This is a genomic window from Jannaschia sp. M317 (assembly GCF_025141175.1).
GTDB lineage: Bacteria > Pseudomonadota > Alphaproteobacteria > Rhodobacterales > Rhodobacteraceae > Jannaschia.
In genome coordinates, this window is sequence record NZ_CP081155.1 from 1 (window position 1) to 17,889 (window position 17,889).

A 17,889-nucleotide genomic window follows, 5' to 3' on the forward strand; every position below is an offset into this window, starting at 1 on the left:
ATGAGCAACGAGACGTGGGCTGCCGCCAAGCGCGGTATCAGCAATGACATCAGTGCGCATAACTACAAGGCGTGGATCGAGCCTCTGACCTTTGGGTCCATGGGTGCCGGCACGCTGCACCTCGTCTCGCCCACCGACTTCATCGGCAAATGGGTGGTCCAGAATTTCTCGGACGTGATTCTGCGTCACGTGACAGCCAATGGCGAACCGGCAACGCGGGTCACCTGCGCCGCGCAATCCACGGACGCCATTCTGCCCGTGACCACAGCCGCGCCGCGCAAATCCCGCACCGAAAGCGCGCTGGACAAACGGTTCACCTTCGAAAGCTTCGTGGTGGGCAAGTCGAACGAACTGGCCCATGCCGCCGCCCGCCGCGTCGCCTCGGGTGACAGCGTCTCGTTCAACCCGCTGTTCCTGCATGGCGGCGTCGGCCTGGGCAAAACCCACCTGATGCAGGCCATCGCCTGGGAATTGTCGCAGAATTCGCCCGAAACGCGGGTGATGTTCCTGTCCGCCGAACAGTTCATGTATCGCTTCGTGCAGGCGCTGCGCGAAAGGAACACGATGGATTTCAAACATCTGTTCCGCACCGTCGACGTGCTTTTGGTGGATGATGTGCAATTCATCGCCGGCAAGGACAGCACGCAGGAAGAGTTCTTCCATACGTTCAACGCGCTGGTCGATCAGGGCAAACAGGTGGTCATTTCGGCCGACCGCTCGCCCGCGCAGATTTCCGACCTGGAGGAGCGCATCACATCGCGCCTGCAATCCGGCCTCGTCGTCGATCTGCACCCCGCCGATTATGAGCTGCGCCTGGGCGTGCTTCAGAATCGGGTCGAGATGTTCATGGACCGTCACCCGGACTTCCGCATCGCCGACGGCGTGCTGGAATTCCTGGCCGCCCGCATCAGCACCTCGATCCGCGTGCTGGAAGGGGCTGTGACGCGTCTGTTCGCCTATGCCGACCTGATCGGCAAAGAGGTTTCGCTGGAACAGGCGCAGGATGCCCTGTCCGACCTGCTGCGCGAAAGCGACCGCAAGCTGACCATAGACGAAATCATGAAGAAGACCTGCGAGCACTATAACCTGCGCATGTCCGACATGACCTCGTCGCGCCGGTCCCGCTCGGTCGCGCGGCCGCGTCAGATGGCGATGTACCTGTCCAAGAAGCTGACCCCCCGCTCCTACCCGGAGATCGGGCGCAAGTTCGGCGGCAAGGATCACACCACGGTTCTTTATGCGGTGCGCAAGATCGAAGAGCTGATCGCGGCAGAGCCGCAGATCGCCGAGGATGCAGAGCTGCTGCAACGCAAGCTCGAAAGCTGAACCGTCGGATGGCGGGGATCTCCCCGCCCTGCACGGCCCTCTGGCGCGCATTCCCCATTGCACAGCCCCCCGGGACACGTATTCTGCGCGTCCGATCAGGTGAGGAAGCCCCATGAAGTTCTCCATCGAGCGCGCGGCGCTTCTCAAGGCGGTCAGCCAGGCACAATCGGTTGTCGAGCGGCGCAACACCATTCCCATTCTCGCCAACGTCCTGATGGAGGCGAACGGCGCGGACGTGTCGTTCAAGGCCACGGACCTCGACATCGAAGTCATCGACAAGACCCCGGCGCAGGTCGAGCGCGCGGGTGGCACCACGGTCAACGCCGTGCTGTTTCATGAAATCGTGCGCAAACTGCCGGACGGTGCGCTGGTTCAGGTGGTAGAGGATCAGGCTGCGGGGCGTCTGGCCGTGACCGCGGGCCGGTCCCATTTCCAGCTCGCCACCCTGGCCAAGGAAGACTTCCCGGTCATGGCCTCCTCGGATTACGAGGCCAACTTCTCTTGCAAGGCGCCCGATCTGCGGCGTCTGTTCGACAAGACCCGGTTCGCCATCTCGACCGAAGAGACGCGCTATTATCTCAACGGTGTCTATCTGCACGTCGCCGAAGGCGAAGAAGGCCGCGTGTTGCGCGGCGTCGCGACCGATGGCCACCGTCTGGCCCGGGTCGATGCGGACCTTCCGATGGGGGCCGAAGACATGCCCGGCGTCATCGTCCCGCGCAAAACCGTGGGCGAGCTGCGCAAACTGCTAGATGATGACGACGCGCTGATCGCCGTTTCCGTCTCCGAGACCAAGATCCGCTTTGCCACGCCTGAAATCACCCTGACGTCCAAGGTCATCGACGGCACGTTCCCGGACTATGCCCGCGTCATCCCGACCGGCAACACCCGCAAGCTGGAGGTGGACGCAGCCGAATTCGCGCGGGCCGTCGACCGGGTTGCCACCGTGTCCTCCGAACGGTCCCGTGCGGTGAAACTGTCGCTGGACGAAGACCGCCTGACCCTCTCGGTGAACGCCCCCGACAGCGGCAACGCCGAAGAAGAGCTGGCCGTGGCCTACGGCGACGAAAAACTGGAGATCGGCTTCAACGCCAAATACCTGCAGGAAATCGCCGCCCAGGTGGACCGTGAGAACGCCGTGTTCCTGTTCAACAACGCGGGCGATCCGACGCTGATGCGCGAAGGCGACGACACCTCCGCGATCTATGTCGTCATGCCCATGAGGGTGTGACGGCCCCGTCCGACACCGGACGGGTCACCGCACTTGCGCTGTCGCATTTCCGATCTCACCGGCAGACCCGGCTGACCTTTGACGCCCGCCCTGTTGCGATCTTCGGTCCCAACGGCGCAGGCAAGACCAACCTGTTGGAGGCGATTTCCCTGTTGTCACCCGGTCGCGGCATGCGCCGGGCCGCCGCCGAAGAGATCATTCGCACGCCCGAGGCGATCGGCTGGCGCATCGCAGCCCAGATCGCCCCCGATCACGAGGTGGAACTGCGCGCCGAGCCCGGCCAACCTCGTACCACCCGCATCGACGAAAAATCCGCCCCGCAGATCGCGTTGGCCCGTCTGCTGCGGGTCCTCTGGCTGGTGCCCGCCATGGACCGTTTGTGGCTGGAGGGGGCCGAGGGCCGCCGCCGTTTTCTTGACCGCATAACGCTCAGCTTCCTGCCCGACCACGGCGAAGCCGTGCTGCGCTACGAAAAGGCCATGCGCGACCGCAATCGCCTGTTGCGCGACGGGGTGCGCGACCCCCACTGGTTCACCGCCCTGGAGGTTCAGATGGCCGATGCCGGGGCGCAGATCCTCGCCCGCCGCCGCGAGGCCCTGACCCGTCTGCGCGCCGCCCAGCAGGTCGATGGCCCCTTTCCCGCCGCCCATCTGACCCTGTCCGACGACGACACCCCCGCCGACCCACAGGCCCTGCGCGACGCCTTCGCCACCTCCCGCCCCCGCGACATGGGGGCCGGGCGTACCTTGCTTGGCCCGCACCGTACCGACCTGGAGGCGACCTATGCCGCCAAGGACATGGCCGCGCGGCTGTGTTCCACGGGCGAGCAGAAGGCGCTTCTGATTTCGCTGGTCCTTGCCAATACCCGCGCGTTGAAGGCCGAAACCGGAACAGCGCCGATCCTGCTGCTGGATGAGGTCGCAGCCCACCTGGATGCGACCCGGCGCGCGGCGCTTTATGCGGAACTGACGGCGCTTGGCGGGCAGGTTTTCCTCACGGGAACCGGGCCGGAATTGTTCGATGACCTGGCCGGCGCGCACCGGCTGGAGGTGACGGAAACGGGTGGCGAAAGCCGGGTTTCGTCCGTCTGATCCCCCGCCATGCACGGCCGTGCCTGAAACCACCAAATCTTGTGTCACGCACGTGACAATCCCCCGCCCAAGGCGTATATATTGCGCAAGTAAGAGGGATCACTCCGACATGTCAGACCAGACCCCGACGCCCGAAGAATACGGCGCCGATTCCATCAAGGTTCTCAAAGGCCTGGAGGCGGTGCGCAAACGTCCCGGCATGTATATCGGTGACACCGACGACGGGTCGGGCCTGCACCATATGGTCTACGAAGTCGTCGACAACGGCATCGACGAGGCGCTGGCCGGTCACGCCACCGAAGTCAGCGTGAAAATCCACGCGGATTCCAGCGTGTCCGTCCGCGACAACGGACGTGGCATCCCCGTAGGCATCCACGAAGAAGAGGGCGTGTCCGCGGCCGAGGTCATCATGACACAGCTGCACGCGGGCGGAAAATTCGACCAGAATTCCTACAAGGTGTCGGGCGGTCTGCACGGGGTCGGCGTCTCGGTCGTCAACGCGCTGTCCGACTGGCTGGAGCTGCGCATCTGGCGCGACGGCAAGGAACATGTCGCCCGCTTCGAACACGGCGATACGGTCGAGCATCTCAAAGTGGTGCGCGAGGTCGAGGATTCCGGAACCGAAGTCCGCTTCATGGCCTCCACCCAGACCTTTTCAAACCTCGATTACGTGTTCGCCACGTTGGAAAAACGCCTGCGCGAACTGGCCTTTCTGAACTCCGGCGTGAAAATCATCCTGGAGGATGAGCGCCCCGCAGAGGCGCTCCGCACGGAGCTGTTCTACGAGGGCGGCGTGCGCGAATTCGTGAAGTATCTGGACCGGTCCAAGACCGCCGTCATGCCAGAGCCGATCTTCATGGAAGGCGAGCGTGACGGCATCGGCGTCGAGGTCGCGATGTGGTGGAACGACAGCTACAACGAGATGGTCCTGCCGTTCACAAACAACATCCCCCAGCGCGACGGCGGCACCCACCTGGCGGGCCTGCGCGGGGCGTTGACGCGAACCATCAACCTCTATGCGCAGTCTTCGGGCATCGCCAAGAAAGAGAAGATCAGCTTCACTGGCGACGACGCCCGTGAAGGGCTGACCTGCGTTCTGTCGGTCAAGGTGCCGGACCCGAAATTCTCCAGCCAGACCAAGGACAAGCTCGTCTCCTCCGAGGTGCGCCCGGCGGTCGAGAACCTGGTGAACGAAAAGCTGGCCGAATGGTTCGAGGAAAACCCCCAGATCGCCAAGCAGGTCGTGGGCAAGATCGTCGAAGCCGCCCTGGCCCGCGAAGCGGCCCGCAAGGCGCGCGAAATGACGCGCCGCAAGAACCCGATGGACATGAACTTCCTCAGCTCCAAGCTGAAGGATTGCTCGGACAAGAACCCGGCCAACACCGAAATTTTCCTGGTCGAGGGTGACAGCGCCGGCGGCTCCGCCCAGACCGGGCGCGACCGCAAAACCCAGGCGATCCTGCCGCTGCGCGGCAAGATCCTGAACGTGGAACGCGCGCGATTTGACCGGATGCTGGGCAGCCAGGAAATCGGCAACATGGTCATGGCCTTCGGCACCGGCATCGGGCGCGATGAGTTCAACCTGGACAAGCTGCGCTACCACAAGATCGTCATCATGACCGACGCCGACGTCGACGGCAGCCACATCCGCACACTGCTGCTGACGTTCTTCTACCGGCACATGCCGCAGTTGATCGAGGCCGGGCACCTCTATATCGCGCAGCCCCCGCTGTACAAAGTCGCCCGTGGCAAGTCCGAGGTCTACCTGAAGGATCAGGAGGCGATGGAGGATTACCTCGTCCAGCAGGGCGTCGACGGGGCCGTTCTGCGCCTGCCCTCGGGCGAGGAAATCGCCGGTGCCGATCTGGACCGCGTGGTGCAGGCCGCCCGGCAGTTCCGCCGCATCCTCGACGCCTTCCCGACCCATTACCCCCGCCACATCCTCGAACAGGCCGCGCTGGCGGGCGCGTTCGAGGCAGGTCAGGCCGATGCCGACCTGCAGGGCGTCGCCGACCGTGTGGCGGCCCGTCTCGATCAGGTCGCCGTCGAATACGAACGCGGCTGGATGGGCCGGATCACCCAGGATCACGGCATCCGCCTGGCCCGCGTCTTGCGCGGCGTGGAGGAGGTGCGGACGCTGGACGGTGCCGTTCTGCGATCGGGCGAGGCACGCAAGCTGGCGCAGATCTCGTCGGGCACTTCGGACGTCTATCGCGACCCCGCCCGCCTGATCCGCCGCGACCGTGAAAACATCGTCCACGGTCCCATCGATCTGCTGGAAGCGGTGCTGGCCGAGGGCGAAAAGGGTCTGACCCTGCAACGCTACAAGGGTCTGGGCGAAATGAACCCTGAACAGCTTTGGGAAACCACACTGGACCCCGAGGCGCGCACGCTCTTGCAGGTCAAGATCGAGGACGTGGCCGAGGCCGACGACGTCTTTACCAAGCTGATGGGCGACGTGGTCGAACCGCGCCGCGAATTCATTCAGGACAACGCGCTGAGCGTCGAAAACCTGGACTTCTAGACCCACGCAGACCGACAATCGGACCGGGCGGTGCCATCCAGCACCGCCCGGTTTCGTATCAGGCCTTCATCCGCTCGCCCGTCGGGTCGTAGAACGGCTTGAGCGAGGCCTCCGCCTTCACCCGCCGCCCGGCGATCTCCACCTCGTAGGACGACGCCAGCACATCCGCCGGCTTTTCGCCCGGGCATTTGACGTACCCCATGCCCATGCCCGCGCCGAGGTGGTGACCGTAGGCCCCCGACGTCAGGTGGCCCGCGATTTCGCCGTCCCGCAGGATCGGTTCGGCGTGGAACACCATGGCATCGGGTTCGGTCAGGCGGAACTGGACAAGCCGCAGTTGCAGCCCTTCGTCCCGCTTCCGTTCAACCGCGTCGCGGCCGATGAAATCGGTCTTGGTCTTGGACACCGCGAACCCCAGTCCCGCCTCCAGCACGTGATCCTCGGCGGTGATGTCGTGGCCAAAGTGGCGAAAGCCCTTTTCCATGCGCGCGCAATCCATCGCGTGCAACCCGCAGAGCGTCAGGTCCACATCCGCCCCGGCCTCGGCCAAAGTCTCAAAGGCATGGGCCGCCATCTCGGTCGGCACATACAGCTCCCAACCCAGCTCACCCACGTAAGACACGCGGTGCGCACGGGCCAGGCCAAGGCCCAGCTCGATCTCCTGCACGGTGCCGAAGGGATTGACGTCGTTGCCGAAATCGTTGGGCGACACCTGCGACAGCAGCTCCCGCGACCGGGGCCCCATGACCGCGATCACCGCCTCGGCAGAGGTCATGTCGATCAACGTCACCCGCGCCTGACCCTTCAACCGGCGCAGCCGCGCCAGATCCGCCACCAGCGTCGCGGCAGGCGTGACCATCAGATAGGCGTCGGACGACAGCCGGGAAACCGTCACATCCGCCTCGATCCCACCACGCGAATTGAGCATCTGACAATAGACGATCTTGCCCGGCGCGACCGCCAGATCGGCCCCGCAGACCCGGTTCAGAAACGCCTCCGCGTCCGGCCCCTCGATGCGGATCTTGCCGAAGGACGACATGTCGTAAAGGCCGACACCGTTGCGCAACGCCGCAAGCTCCCGCGCGGCATTGCCGAACCAATTCTGCCCGGCCCAGTCGTATTCATACGCGGGTACCTGCCCCGAATCTGCGAACCAATTGGCCCGCTCCCACCCGGCGAGTTCGCCGAACACGGCCCCGCGCGTTTTCAGATGCTCATGCAGGGCCGACCGCCGCACGCCCCGCGCCGTCGCCTTTTGGCGGTAAGGGTAGTGATCGGCATAAAGCAGGCCCAACGCTTCCTTGGCGCGCTGGAACAGATAGGTTCTATTGCCCTGAAACGGCTGCATCCGCGCGACATCCACGTCACCCAGATCAAAAGGTTTCTCGCCCGTGTCCATCCAGGACGCCAGCGCCATGCCCGCGCCGCCCGCCGACTGGATGCCGATGGAATTGAAGCCCGCGGCGACCCAATAGTTGTCCTTCTCCGGCGCTTGGCCCAGCAAATAGGAATCGTCGGGCGTAAAGCTTTCGGGCCCATTGAAGAACGTGCGGATCCCCGCCTCCGCCAGGATCGGCAGCCGTTCGACCGCCTGTTCCAGGATCGGCTCGAAATGATCGAAATCGGGCGGCAACTCGTCGAAGCTGAAATCCGGGCTGATCCCCTCCATCCCCCAAGGTTTCGCGACCGGCTCGAACGCGCCCAGCAACAGCTTGCCCGCGTCTTCCTTGTAATAAGCGCATTCGTCGGGAACGCGCAGAACCGGCAGGTTCTTCAGCCCCTCGATCGGGTCGGTGACGATGTAGAAATGCTCGCAGGCATGCAGCGGCACGTTCACCCCGCTTTTGCGACCCAGCCCGTGCGCCCACATGCCGCCGCAGTTGACCACGTGATCGGCCTCGATGGTGCCCGTCTCGTCGCCCCGCGCCCAGGTAACCGAGGTGATGCGCCGCCCGTCGCTGGCGGTGCCGGTGACCTGGGCGCCCTCGATGACCTGCGCGCCGCGCCGCGAGGCCCCCTTGGCCAAGGCCAGCGCGATGTTCGCCGGGTCGCCCTGACCGTCCAACGGCAGGTGGACGCCCGCAAGAACCCCGTCCAGATTGATATGCGGGTAAAGCGCGGCGATCTCATCGGGCGTCACCCGCGCCACCTCCACGCCAAAGGTTCGCGCCATCGACGCCTGGCGGAAAATCTCCTCGCGCCGATGCTCCGTCAGGGCCACGGTGATGGACCCGTTGCGGCGGAAGCCTGTGGCGATCCCGGTCTCTTCCTCCAGCGCGCCATACAGCTCCTGCGAGTACTTCGACAGCTTGGTCATGTTCTGGCTGGCGCGCAGCTGCGCGATCAGCCCCGCGGCATGCCAGGTGGTGCCGCAGGTCAGCTGTTTCCGCTCCAGCAGGACCACATCGGTCCAGCCCAGCTTGGTCAGGTGATAGGCCACCGAACAGCCGATGATGCCGCCGCCCATGATCACGACGCGCGCCTTGGACGGGATGGGTTTGAGGTCGCTCATGCCCGGAGCCTTTCGTTCTTCGGATCCCACAGACAGATGCGCGGCTGCACCTCGGCGGTGCAGTCGGTGCCATAGACATCGACGGTCAGCACGGTGCCGGGTGCCGCCGACCCGGCGTCGACCATGGCCAGCGCGATGGCCGCGCCAACCCGATGACCATAGGCCGCCGAGGTGACCTCGCCCACGATCCGCCCCCCCATCCGCACCGGTGCCGCCACCGGCGCATCCTTGTCGGACCCCTCGACAATCAGCGACACGATCTTGCGGGCGGCCGTGGCCGTCGCGACAGCAGCCTTGCCCGGATAGGCGGCGGGTTTGTCTTTGGCGATAAAGCGGTTCAGGCGCAGCTGCGCGGGCGTGTAATCGTGCGAAATCTCCGACTTCCACCCGGCATAGCCCTTCTCCAGCCGCATGGAGTTCAGGGCGTACATCCCGAAGGGCACCGCCCCCGCACCGGTCACCGCGTCCCACAGATCGGGCATCGCGGCGGGTGCGGCATGCAGTTCCCACCCCAATTCCCCTGCAAACGACACCCGCAGCAGGCACACCTCGTGCCCCGCGACCTGCGCCGTCTGGTGCGTCAGCCACGGCAGCGACAAGTCCCCATCCGTCAACGGCGCAAGGACGTCCCGCGCGCGGGCCCCGGTCACCAGCAGGGTCGACACCTCCCCCGTCCGGTTCGTGACCGTCACCGATCCGTCAACGGGCACAGCGGCCAGCAACAGGTCACGGTCATGCCATTCGGCGGCGGCGGCGGTGATCAACTCGAACCCGCCCTCGGTGCGGCGGATCGAAAACTCGGTCCGCAGCCGCCCGTCCTCGTCCAGCAGATAGGCCAACCCGACCGCGCGCCCCTTGGGCAAAGCGCAGGACAGCAACCCATCCAGCCAGCGCTCCGCCCCCGGCCCCTCGACCGCAAAGCGCGAAAACCCGCAGAGGTCCAGAACCCCGCACCCGTCGCGCACGGCGGCCACTTCCTCCGCGATCCGCGCCTCCCAAGGGCCGCTCCGCGACCAGGTCAGCGTCGCCTCCTGCGAGGTGTCGTCGCCGTCCTTGGCGTACCAATTGGCCCGCTCCCACCCGCCGTAGACGCCCATTTGACCGCCCGCCGCGCGCACCCGGTCGTCCACCGGCGACAGCTTGCGGTCGCGGCCCGCGGGCCAGGTGTGCTGCGGGAAATGCATCGCGAATTCATGGCCATAGGTCTCCTGGGCCTTGTCGATGCAATACTGCGGGTCGGTGTAGTCGGTGAACCGGCGCGGGTCGACGGACCAGCAATCCCACTCGGGCCGCCCGTCCACGATCCAGTCGGCCAGGACCTTGCCCGCGCCACCGCCCTGCACGATGCCAAAGGTAAACGCCGTCGCCTCAAAGGCGTTGGGCACCCCCGGCATCGGCCCGATCAGCGGCAGGCCGTCGGGCGCATAGGGAATCGGGCCGTTGATGACCTTGCTGATCCCGCTCTCACCCAGCTTGGGGACACGCGCCATGGCGTCCTCCATGTAGACTTCCAGCCGGTCCAGGTCGTCCGGGAACAGCTGGAACGAGAAATCCTCGGGCACCTCGCCCGCGTCCCCGCCAGTCCAATGGGCGCGGCAGTCGCGCTCATAGGGGCCCAGGTTGTAGCCGGTCTTCTCCTGGCGCAGATAATACGAGGTATCCACATCCCGCAGGATCGGCAGCTTGCCCCCGTTGGCGCGGGTCCAGGCCGCGATTTCGGGGATCTCGTCGGTCAGCATATACTGATGCGCCATCACGGCCATCGGCACGGGCCGCCCGCCGAACGGCTCGAACCAGGCCCCCACGCGTCCGGCGTAGTAGCCGGCGGCGTTCACCACGATATCGCAGGTGATCTCCCCTTTTTTATGCGCGACGACCCACTTGCCACCCTCGCGGCGCACCCCGGTCGCCGGGCAGAACCGCAGGATCTTGGCCCCGGCGTCCCGCGCGCCCTTGGCAAAGGCCTGGGTCACCTGCGACGGGTCGATGTCCCCGTCCCAGGGATCGAACAGCACCCGGTCCAGATCATGCGTTTCCGCAAAGGGATAGCGGGCCTGCATCTCGTCGGGCGTCAACATCTCGACGTCCATCATGCCCAGCCGCTGCCCCATGGACCGCACCTTGGCGAATTCCTGCGTGCGGCGGTCGTCATGGCCCAGCCGCACCGCGCCCGACACGTTGTAGTTCAACGGATAATCGACCTTCTCCCCCAGCGCCCGATACAGATCGGTGGAGTATTTCTGGATGCTCATGATCGCGAAATCGGTCGAGAACGTCGGGCAGTTTCCCGCCGCATGCCATGTGGATCCAGCGGTCAGTTCGTTCTTTTCCAGCAAGACACAATCGGTCCAGCCCTTCTGCGTCAGATGCCACAGGATCGAAGTGCCGACGATACCGCCGCCGATGATCACCACGCGCGCGGTCTGGGGGATGTCTGACATGGTCTTCGTTCCGTTCAATATACAGGAGGAGAGATGACCCAGATGGCAACCGCCGGGGTCTCGTAGGGGTTCGACCAGCTGTAGGGCTCGTCACGAATGCGGAAACTGTCGCCGGGGCCGACGGTATAGGCGGCCCCGTTGATGGAAAGGTCCAGCTGCCCCGACAGAAGGTAGCCGATTTCCTGCGTGGCCCGGCGGATGTCCGGGGCGCTTTCGGTGCCCGGATCAAAGACGGCGTGCACGATCTCGAAGGGGTCGGTCAGGTCGGGCGAAACCAGCGTTTCATACAGTCCGTCCTGACGCGGCCCGATGACCCGGCGATTGTCGGCGCGCACGATGCGCCCCGCCTCGCCCGGTGCTTCCTCGGTTGCGACCGCCAGCAGGCTGGGTGCCACGCCCAACGTCGCGGCCATACGGCGGCCATCTTCGGGGGTCAGGGTCGACAGGTCGCGTTCCACCTGGCTCAGCCAACCGACCGATCGGCCCATGGCCTCGGCCAGGGCCGTCAGGGTCAGCGATCTGCTTTTGCGAAGCGCCCGCAGGTCCGCCCCGTTCATTGTCTGAATCATGGTCATGGGACCAGAAGCCCGAGCTCCGTGAAAAAATCAACTCTTTTTTCACGGGGCGTCAGATTGACGGGGCCACGACCCTGCCCGGCTACGTCCGACCTGGATCACCCGTCGGTCACCCGTGGATCACCCCTCCGTCTGTCAGTGAAAATCCCGCGATTTCGGAATCACCGTGACGTCGCGCGGATGCTTCGACGTGTGGCTGGGCAGCGGGGCCTTGATATGATCGGCACGCGCCAGATCAGGCGACAATTCATCCTCGGACAGACGCAAAAGCGCGTCGTTGCGATCCACGATTTCGCGCGCGACCACATGGATGACGGCATCGTCGAACTGCACGTAACCATGTACCGCCATAAGTCGCGAAGACATGATTTCCTTGCGAAATTTCGTGAACACATCGGGCCAGACCACCACATTCACCACCCCCGCCTCATCCTCCAACGTGATGAAACAGACGCCCTTGGCGCTGCCCGGCCTCTGCCGAATCAGGACCAGCCCCGCGACCGAACATTTCTGATTGAATCCAAGGGTTCGGAGGCGATCCGACCGGGTATAGCCCCCCCGATCCATCGACCGCCGCATGAAGGCGACGGGATGCGCCTTCAGCGACAGCCGCGCGGTCTGGTAATCCGCCACAACCTGTTCACGCAAAGGCATTTTCGGCAATTCATGCACAGGATCCTGGCCAACGTCGGGCGCGTCCCCATGGGTGAACAAAGGCAGCTCCGGCGCGGTGCGAATGGCCTTCGCATCCCAAAGCGCCGCACGTCGATCCTGCCCGGCGGATCGGAACGCATCGGCATTGGCCAGCTGCTCACACCCCCGCTTGGAAATCCGCGTCCGCCGTCGCAGATCCTCCACCCCCTCAAAGGGCCGGTCCCGCGCCGCCACCAGCCGCGCCGCCTCTTCCTGCTTGAAGCCGGAAATCTGCCGAAACCCCAGGCGCAACACATGCCCCGTCCCGTCCGGTTGCAGGCTGTTGTCCCACTCCGACAGATTGACGTCGACCGGCAGGACGGAAACCCCGGACTTCCGCGCCATATCAACGATTTGCGCAGGCGCATAGAACCCCATCGGCTGCGAATTCAGCAACGCACAGGCAAAGACATCCGGGTGGTGACACTTCAGATAGGACGACACATAGACCAGATGCGCAAAGCTGGCGGCGTGGCTTTCAGGGAAGCCATACTCCCCGAAACCCTCGATCTGGCTGAAGCAGCGCGCGGCGAAATCGGCGTCATAGCCCCGCTCCACCATCCGCCCCACCATCCGCGCCTTGTGGTCGCTGATCTGCCCCTTCGACCGAAAGGTGGCCATGGCCTTGCGCAGCTTGTTGGCCTCCGCCCCGGAAAACTGCGCCGCGACCAGAGCGATCTTCATCGCCTGCTCCTGAAAGATCGGCACGCCCAGCGTACGGCCCAGAATGTTCTTCAACTCATCAGGGTCATGCGGCGGTCCGGGCTTTGGGAAATCAATGGTTTCCGCCGTATCCCCTGCCCGTCGCCGCTTCAGGTAGGGGTGCACCATGTCGCCCTGAATCGGCCCCGGCCGGACGATGGCGACCTGGATCACCAGGTCATAGAACTCCACCGGGCGCAGCTTGGGCAGCATCGCCATCTGCGCCCGGCTTTCCACCTGAAAGACGCCCAGACTGTCGCCCCGTTGCAGCATCTCATAGGTCGGCCTGTCGCCCTCCTTAACGGTCGCCAGATCCATCTCGATGCCCTTGTGGGCGCGCAACAGGCCAAAGCTCTTGGCGATGCAGGTCAGCATCCCCAACGCCAGCACATCCATCTTGAAGATGCCCAGCGTGTCGATGTCGTCCTTGTCCCATTCGATGAAGGTCCGGTCCGGCATGGCCCCGTTGCCGATCGGCACGGTCGAGGTCAGCGGCTGTTCCGTCAGGATGAAACCGCCCACGTGCTGCCCCAGATGCCGTGGCATCCCGATCAGCTGATCGGTCAGGATCATCACCCGCCGCACCAGCGGATCGGCCACGTTCACGCCCGTATCTTCGGGGTGCATCGCCTTGACCGAAGTGCCCCAGGACCCCCAGGCCGTGCGGGCCAGCGCGTTGGTCACATCCTCCGACAGGCCCATGACCTTGCCCACCTCGCGGATCGCCATGCGCGGGCGATAGTGGATGACGGTCGCGCACAGCCCCGCATGTCGGCGGCCATAGCGGGTGTAGATGTGCTGGATCACCTCTTCGCGGCGCTCATGCTCGAAATCGACGTCGATGTCGGGCGGCTCGTTGCGGTCGGCGGACATGAAGCGCTCGAACAGAAGGTCGTTCAGCGCCGGATCCACCGAGGTGATCCAGAGGCAATAGCAAACCGCCGAATTCGCCGCCGAGCCGCGCCCCTGACACAGGATCCCCTGCCGTCTACCATAGGCCACGATCTCCTGTATGGTGATGAAATAGCGGGCCAGATCCCGCTCGGCGATGAACACCAGTTCCTTTTCGATGGCCACGCGCACCTTCTGCGGCACGCCCTCCGGATAGCGCCGCGCGGCCCCTTCCTCGGTCAGGATGCGCAGGTGTTCGTCCGGGGTCCGCCCCTCGGGCACATCGTCGCGCGGGTATTCGTATTTCAGCTCATCGAGCGAGAACCTCAGCCGTTTGGCGATCGCCAGGCTTTCGCGAATGGCATGGGGCCAGCGCGCGAACAGGCGCTGCATCTCCTCGGGCGACTTCAGGTGCCGCTCGGCGTTGGGATGCAGGTGAAACCCCGCCTCCGCCAGTTTCACCTTCTCGCGGATGCAGGTCATCACATCCTGCAACGGGCGCCGCTCGGGCATGTGGTAATGCACGTCGTTGGTCGCCAGCAGGCGCAGCCCGTGGGCCCTCGCCAACCGGTCCAGCCGTTCGATCCGGGCGTCGTCGTCACCCCGATAGTGATACACGGCGGCGACATGGCACAGGCTGGGCAGGCGCGCGGTCAGACGCAGCAGTTCGGCCTCCCAACCGATCAGATCCTCGGGCGGGATCACGATCAACACACTGCCCGCCTGCCCGGCAGCCAGATCCGCCAGCGTGATGTCGCAGCGCCCCTTGTCCTGCCAGACGCCATCAGGCCCCGTCATCCGCCCCTTGGAAATCACCTCGCAAAGCCGCCCATAGGCGGTGCGGTCGGTCGGATAGGCCAGCAGCTCGGTGCCACAGGTCAGCACCAGCCGAGTGCCGATAAGCGGGCGCATATGGGTAGTCTTCGCCTCTGCATGGATCCGAACCACCCCGGCCATGGAATTGCGATCGGCGATCCCGATGGCGTGATAGCCCATCTTCCAGGCGGTGCTCGCCAGATCAACGGCATCCGAGGCCCCGTGCAGGAACGAGAAACACGAGGCCACCCCCAGTTCCACAAAGGGCGCGGGCGGGTTCGGGGTAAAGACCTGCGCGGGGTCAAGGCTTCGCTTGTCCGGGGTCAGGGGTGCGTCGGGCATCGTCGGGCTTCGATCTCAGGGGGTGCGCCTGACGGCGCGGCGGGAGGGGGGCTCTGCCCCCCGTCGGCCAAGGCCGCCTCCCCCCGAGGTATTTCCGGCCAGAGGAAGACAGACAAACCGCCCGCGGCCCAGGCTCCGCGGCACAGTCCAGCCAGTAACCACGCGTTAAGGTTAACGTGCGATAGTGCCCCTACGGTACAGGCTGAGGAGCTGATGACCGTGCCAGGGGAAGACGCCTCGTTGCCTGTTCCGCCAAGCTGATGCCAGGCGCGGGGCGTCGGAACCACCTGAGGTCCCCGTCTCGATTCTGCGCGGGCCTGTCTTCCTCTGGCCGGAAATACCTCCGCCGGAGGCCACGGGCGCAGGGGGGCTCGATGCCCCTCTGCGCCCGCTCCCTGCGCGACGGGCCTGCCCGGCGCAACACCTGGGGCCTGCCCCCACCTGATCACGCAAACAACCCATGCAGGAACCAGTCGGGAATGGCCCCGCGCCCATCCCCCGCGACCCCCTCGCGATAGAGCCAGTAGCGCCCGCCATCCGCCACCTCGACCTTATAGTAATCCCGCAGTCGCGCATGGGCCGGCACGCGCCACCATTCCGGCGACAGCCGTTCCGGTCCCTGATGCCGGCGGATCAGATAGGGCCTGCGCCGCCACCTGAAGCGGATCGGCGGGCCTTCGGGCACGGCATAAAGCACCTCGATCCGCTCGGGTGCTTGCAGCAGGCGCAGCGGACGCTCGCGGGGGGGGGCGACCAGACCGCCTCCGCCCAGCCCGCCAGGGGCCAGCCGGTCCGCCCGCAGGCCGAGCGCCGAGGTCCAGACCTCGGCCCGTTCCGGCATATGGCTTTCGCAGGGGTCCGGGCGTTGCACTCCGCGAGGCCCCAAGCGGCTGGACAGCCGGTCAATCAACGTGGCCACGGCCACCGCGCCATCGGCCTCACCGTCCAGGCGGGTCTGTGCCGCGGCCTGTTCCTCGACCCGCACCGCCTCCACGGCGAGCGTATCGAAGCCGTAGCCCGCGTCGAGACCCTCAAACCGTTTCTCCAGCAGGCGGCGCAGGTGGTCGGGGTCGCGGCTGGCGCGGGCGGTCAGCGCCTCGAACACGTTGGCATGGCCATCCACCCGGTAAAGATCCAGCCGGATCGCCCGCACCCCCTGCCCCGCCCGCGCCAGATCGCGGCAGAGCGTGGCCAGCAGGCCCGGCAGCCAGGGCTGCGGATCCATCACCGGCTCGGCCAGGCGCTGCACCGCGCGGAACCGCTGCGGCGGCGCAGGGCTGACCACTGGTTCCGGCAGCATGCCCAGCGCCTGATCCAACCGCCGCAGAGGGGTCGTCAGCGCCTTGCCGTCGCGCCCAAACCGGCGGTCCAGGCTGGCCCGGGGCACCTGCATCAGGTCACCCACCCGTTTCAGCCCCAGACGGCGCAGGGTCAGCAGGGTCGCTCCATCGAGACGCAGCGCCGCCATCGGCAACATCGCCAACCGCACGCGCAGCGCCTCTGGCCCGCAAACCTCCTCCGCGCCCCCATGGCGTGCAATCGCCCAGGCCGCGCCATGGGTCGGGGCCACGGCCAGCCGCGCCTCTTGCCCCAGATCACCCAGCCGGGCGGCCATATCGGCCAGCATCGCAGCCTCGCCCCCCCAAAGATGGGCCGCACCTGTGGTGTCCAGCACCAGCCCATCGGCCCCGTCGGTGGCCGACCAGGGGCACCAGCGCCGCGACCAGAGCGCGAGCCGCCCCAGCGCCACCGCGTCACCCGCCAGATCGGCGGGCAGCGCGACCAGGTCGGGACACAGGCTGCGGACATCCACGACCCGTGCCCCAACGGTGGCCCCGGCGGCGCGCGCGGCTTCGGACAGGGCATGGATCACCGGACCGTGGCGGCCCTCGGCGGCCAGGACCAGCGGGGTTGCGGGGTCATGTTCAGGGGCGGCCGCTTCCTCCCAGGGCGCGGGGGTGGGGCGCGGCATCCGGGCCTGCGCCCTCTCCCACCGGGCGATCGCGAAGCGGGGCAGCCAGATCGAGACGATGCGCCGCGCGGTCATGGGCGGCCACCCAGGTGCCCGGTTGGCTGCGGCGCGACCGAAACAGCTCGGCGTGCCACTGCGGCGCGCCGGGGGCGCGGGGATCGAAGGGATGCGCCCCCGAGGGGGCAGAGGCCACGCGCCACCGGTCGGGGGCCACCGACAGCGACGGATCCGCATCCGCGCGGATCAGCCACAGCGGCACGCCCGAGCGCGCCGAGCGCAGCGCCAGCCGCTTGCTTGCTGTGAAGTCGAGCACCTTCGGGTTGCCCCAGATCTCTCCGATGACGGCGGATAATGCGGCGCATTCCAGTCCCTCCTCCATCGCCCAGAGCGCCTCTGCCGCAGTGCGGGCCGCGACCCTGAGGATGGGCATATCCAAGCCGGTGACCCCCGCGATGCCGCGCCCATAGGGCAGCCCGCCTTCTTGCGCGGCAAGGCGGTCCTGCACCCACAGGATCGGTCCGCCGCCACGGCGGGCGGCGTCCAGCTGCGCCAGCACCAGCCCCGTCGCCGCCCCGTCACGGGACGCGCCGAAGGCCTCGCTCAGGGCGGGCAGCTGCGGATCCGGTGTCGGCAACATGGCGGGCAACTCGGGAATCGGTTCAAATGTTCACCTAATGTTCTCATTTCTGCCCTGCTTGTCGAGTCCCCTTCGTCATGTGTCAGCAGGTCGTGATCGCCCACACCGTTGGCGCGACAGCCCCCAAGGCGCTCAG

10 protein-coding genes are annotated in these 17,889 nt (G+C 66.1%); 4 read left to right on the forward strand and 6 right to left on the reverse strand.

Annotated features, from left to right (window positions below):
* The 4 genes from dnaA (at nucleotide 1) to gyrB (ending at nucleotide 6,172) form a co-directional block, all read left to right on the forward strand.
* Nucleotides 1–1,326 (forward strand): chromosomal replication initiator protein DnaA, encoded by a 1,326-nt coding sequence (gene dnaA, locus K3551_RS00005; RefSeq protein ID WP_259916522.1) that lies wholly within the window; start codon nucleotides 1–3, stop codon nucleotides 1,324–1,326.
* Between the two features lie 112 nt (nucleotides 1,327–1,438).
* Nucleotides 1,439–2,557 carry a DNA polymerase III subunit beta gene (gene dnaN, locus K3551_RS00010; RefSeq protein WP_259916523.1) on the forward strand — a complete coding sequence of 373 codons (1,119 nt, stop codon included), beginning with the start codon at nucleotides 1,439–1,441 and terminating at the stop codon, nucleotides 2,555–2,557.
* On the forward strand, nucleotides 2,554–3,648 hold the full coding sequence (recF, locus tag K3551_RS00015; RefSeq protein WP_259916526.1) for a DNA replication/repair protein RecF: 1,095 nt from the start codon (nucleotides 2,554–2,556) through the stop codon (nucleotides 3,646–3,648). The genes dnaN and recF overlap by 4 nt, the downstream gene beginning before the upstream one ends.
* Nucleotides 3,649–3,757: 109 nt before the next feature.
* Nucleotides 3,758–6,172, forward strand: a complete 2,415-nt coding sequence (gyrB, locus tag K3551_RS00020) for a DNA topoisomerase (ATP-hydrolyzing) subunit B (protein WP_259916528.1) — start codon at nucleotides 3,758–3,760, stop codon at nucleotides 6,170–6,172.
* A gap of 58 nt (nucleotides 6,173–6,230) precedes the next feature.
* On the opposite strand, the gene K3551_RS00025 is transcribed toward gyrB, so the two are convergent.
* The 6 genes from K3551_RS00025 to K3551_RS00050 form a co-directional block, all read right to left on the reverse strand.
* Nucleotides 6,231–8,684 (reverse strand): FAD-dependent oxidoreductase, encoded by a 2,454-nt coding sequence (locus tag K3551_RS00025; protein WP_259916530.1) that lies wholly within the window; start codon nucleotides 8,682–8,684, stop codon nucleotides 6,231–6,233.
* Nucleotides 8,681–11,125, reverse strand: coding sequence for an FAD-dependent oxidoreductase (locus K3551_RS00030; protein WP_259916533.1), 2,445 nt, complete (start codon nucleotides 11,123–11,125; stop codon nucleotides 8,681–8,683). The genes K3551_RS00025 and K3551_RS00030 overlap by 4 nt, the downstream gene beginning before the upstream one ends.
* A gap of 14 nt (nucleotides 11,126–11,139) precedes the next feature.
* The gene (locus K3551_RS00035) at nucleotides 11,140–11,700 is read right to left on the reverse strand and encodes a helix-turn-helix domain-containing protein (protein WP_259916535.1); all 561 of its coding nucleotides are present in this window, start codon (nucleotides 11,698–11,700) and stop codon (nucleotides 11,140–11,142) included.
* A gap of 135 nt (nucleotides 11,701–11,835) precedes the next feature.
* Nucleotides 11,836–15,144, reverse strand: coding sequence for an error-prone DNA polymerase (locus K3551_RS00040; protein ID WP_259916538.1), 3,309 nt, complete (start codon nucleotides 15,142–15,144; stop codon nucleotides 11,836–11,838).
* A gap of 445 nt (nucleotides 15,145–15,589) precedes the next feature.
* On the reverse strand, nucleotides 15,590–17,116 hold the full coding sequence (locus K3551_RS00045) for a DNA polymerase Y family protein (protein ID WP_259919683.1): 1,527 nt from the start codon (nucleotides 17,114–17,116) through the stop codon (nucleotides 15,590–15,592).
* The gene (locus K3551_RS00050) at nucleotides 17,070–17,753 is read right to left on the reverse strand and encodes an ImuA family protein (protein ID WP_259916540.1); all 684 of its coding nucleotides are present in this window, start codon (nucleotides 17,751–17,753) and stop codon (nucleotides 17,070–17,072) included. The genes K3551_RS00045 and K3551_RS00050 overlap by 47 nt, the downstream gene beginning before the upstream one ends.
* Between the last annotated feature and the right edge of the window lie 136 nt (nucleotides 17,754–17,889).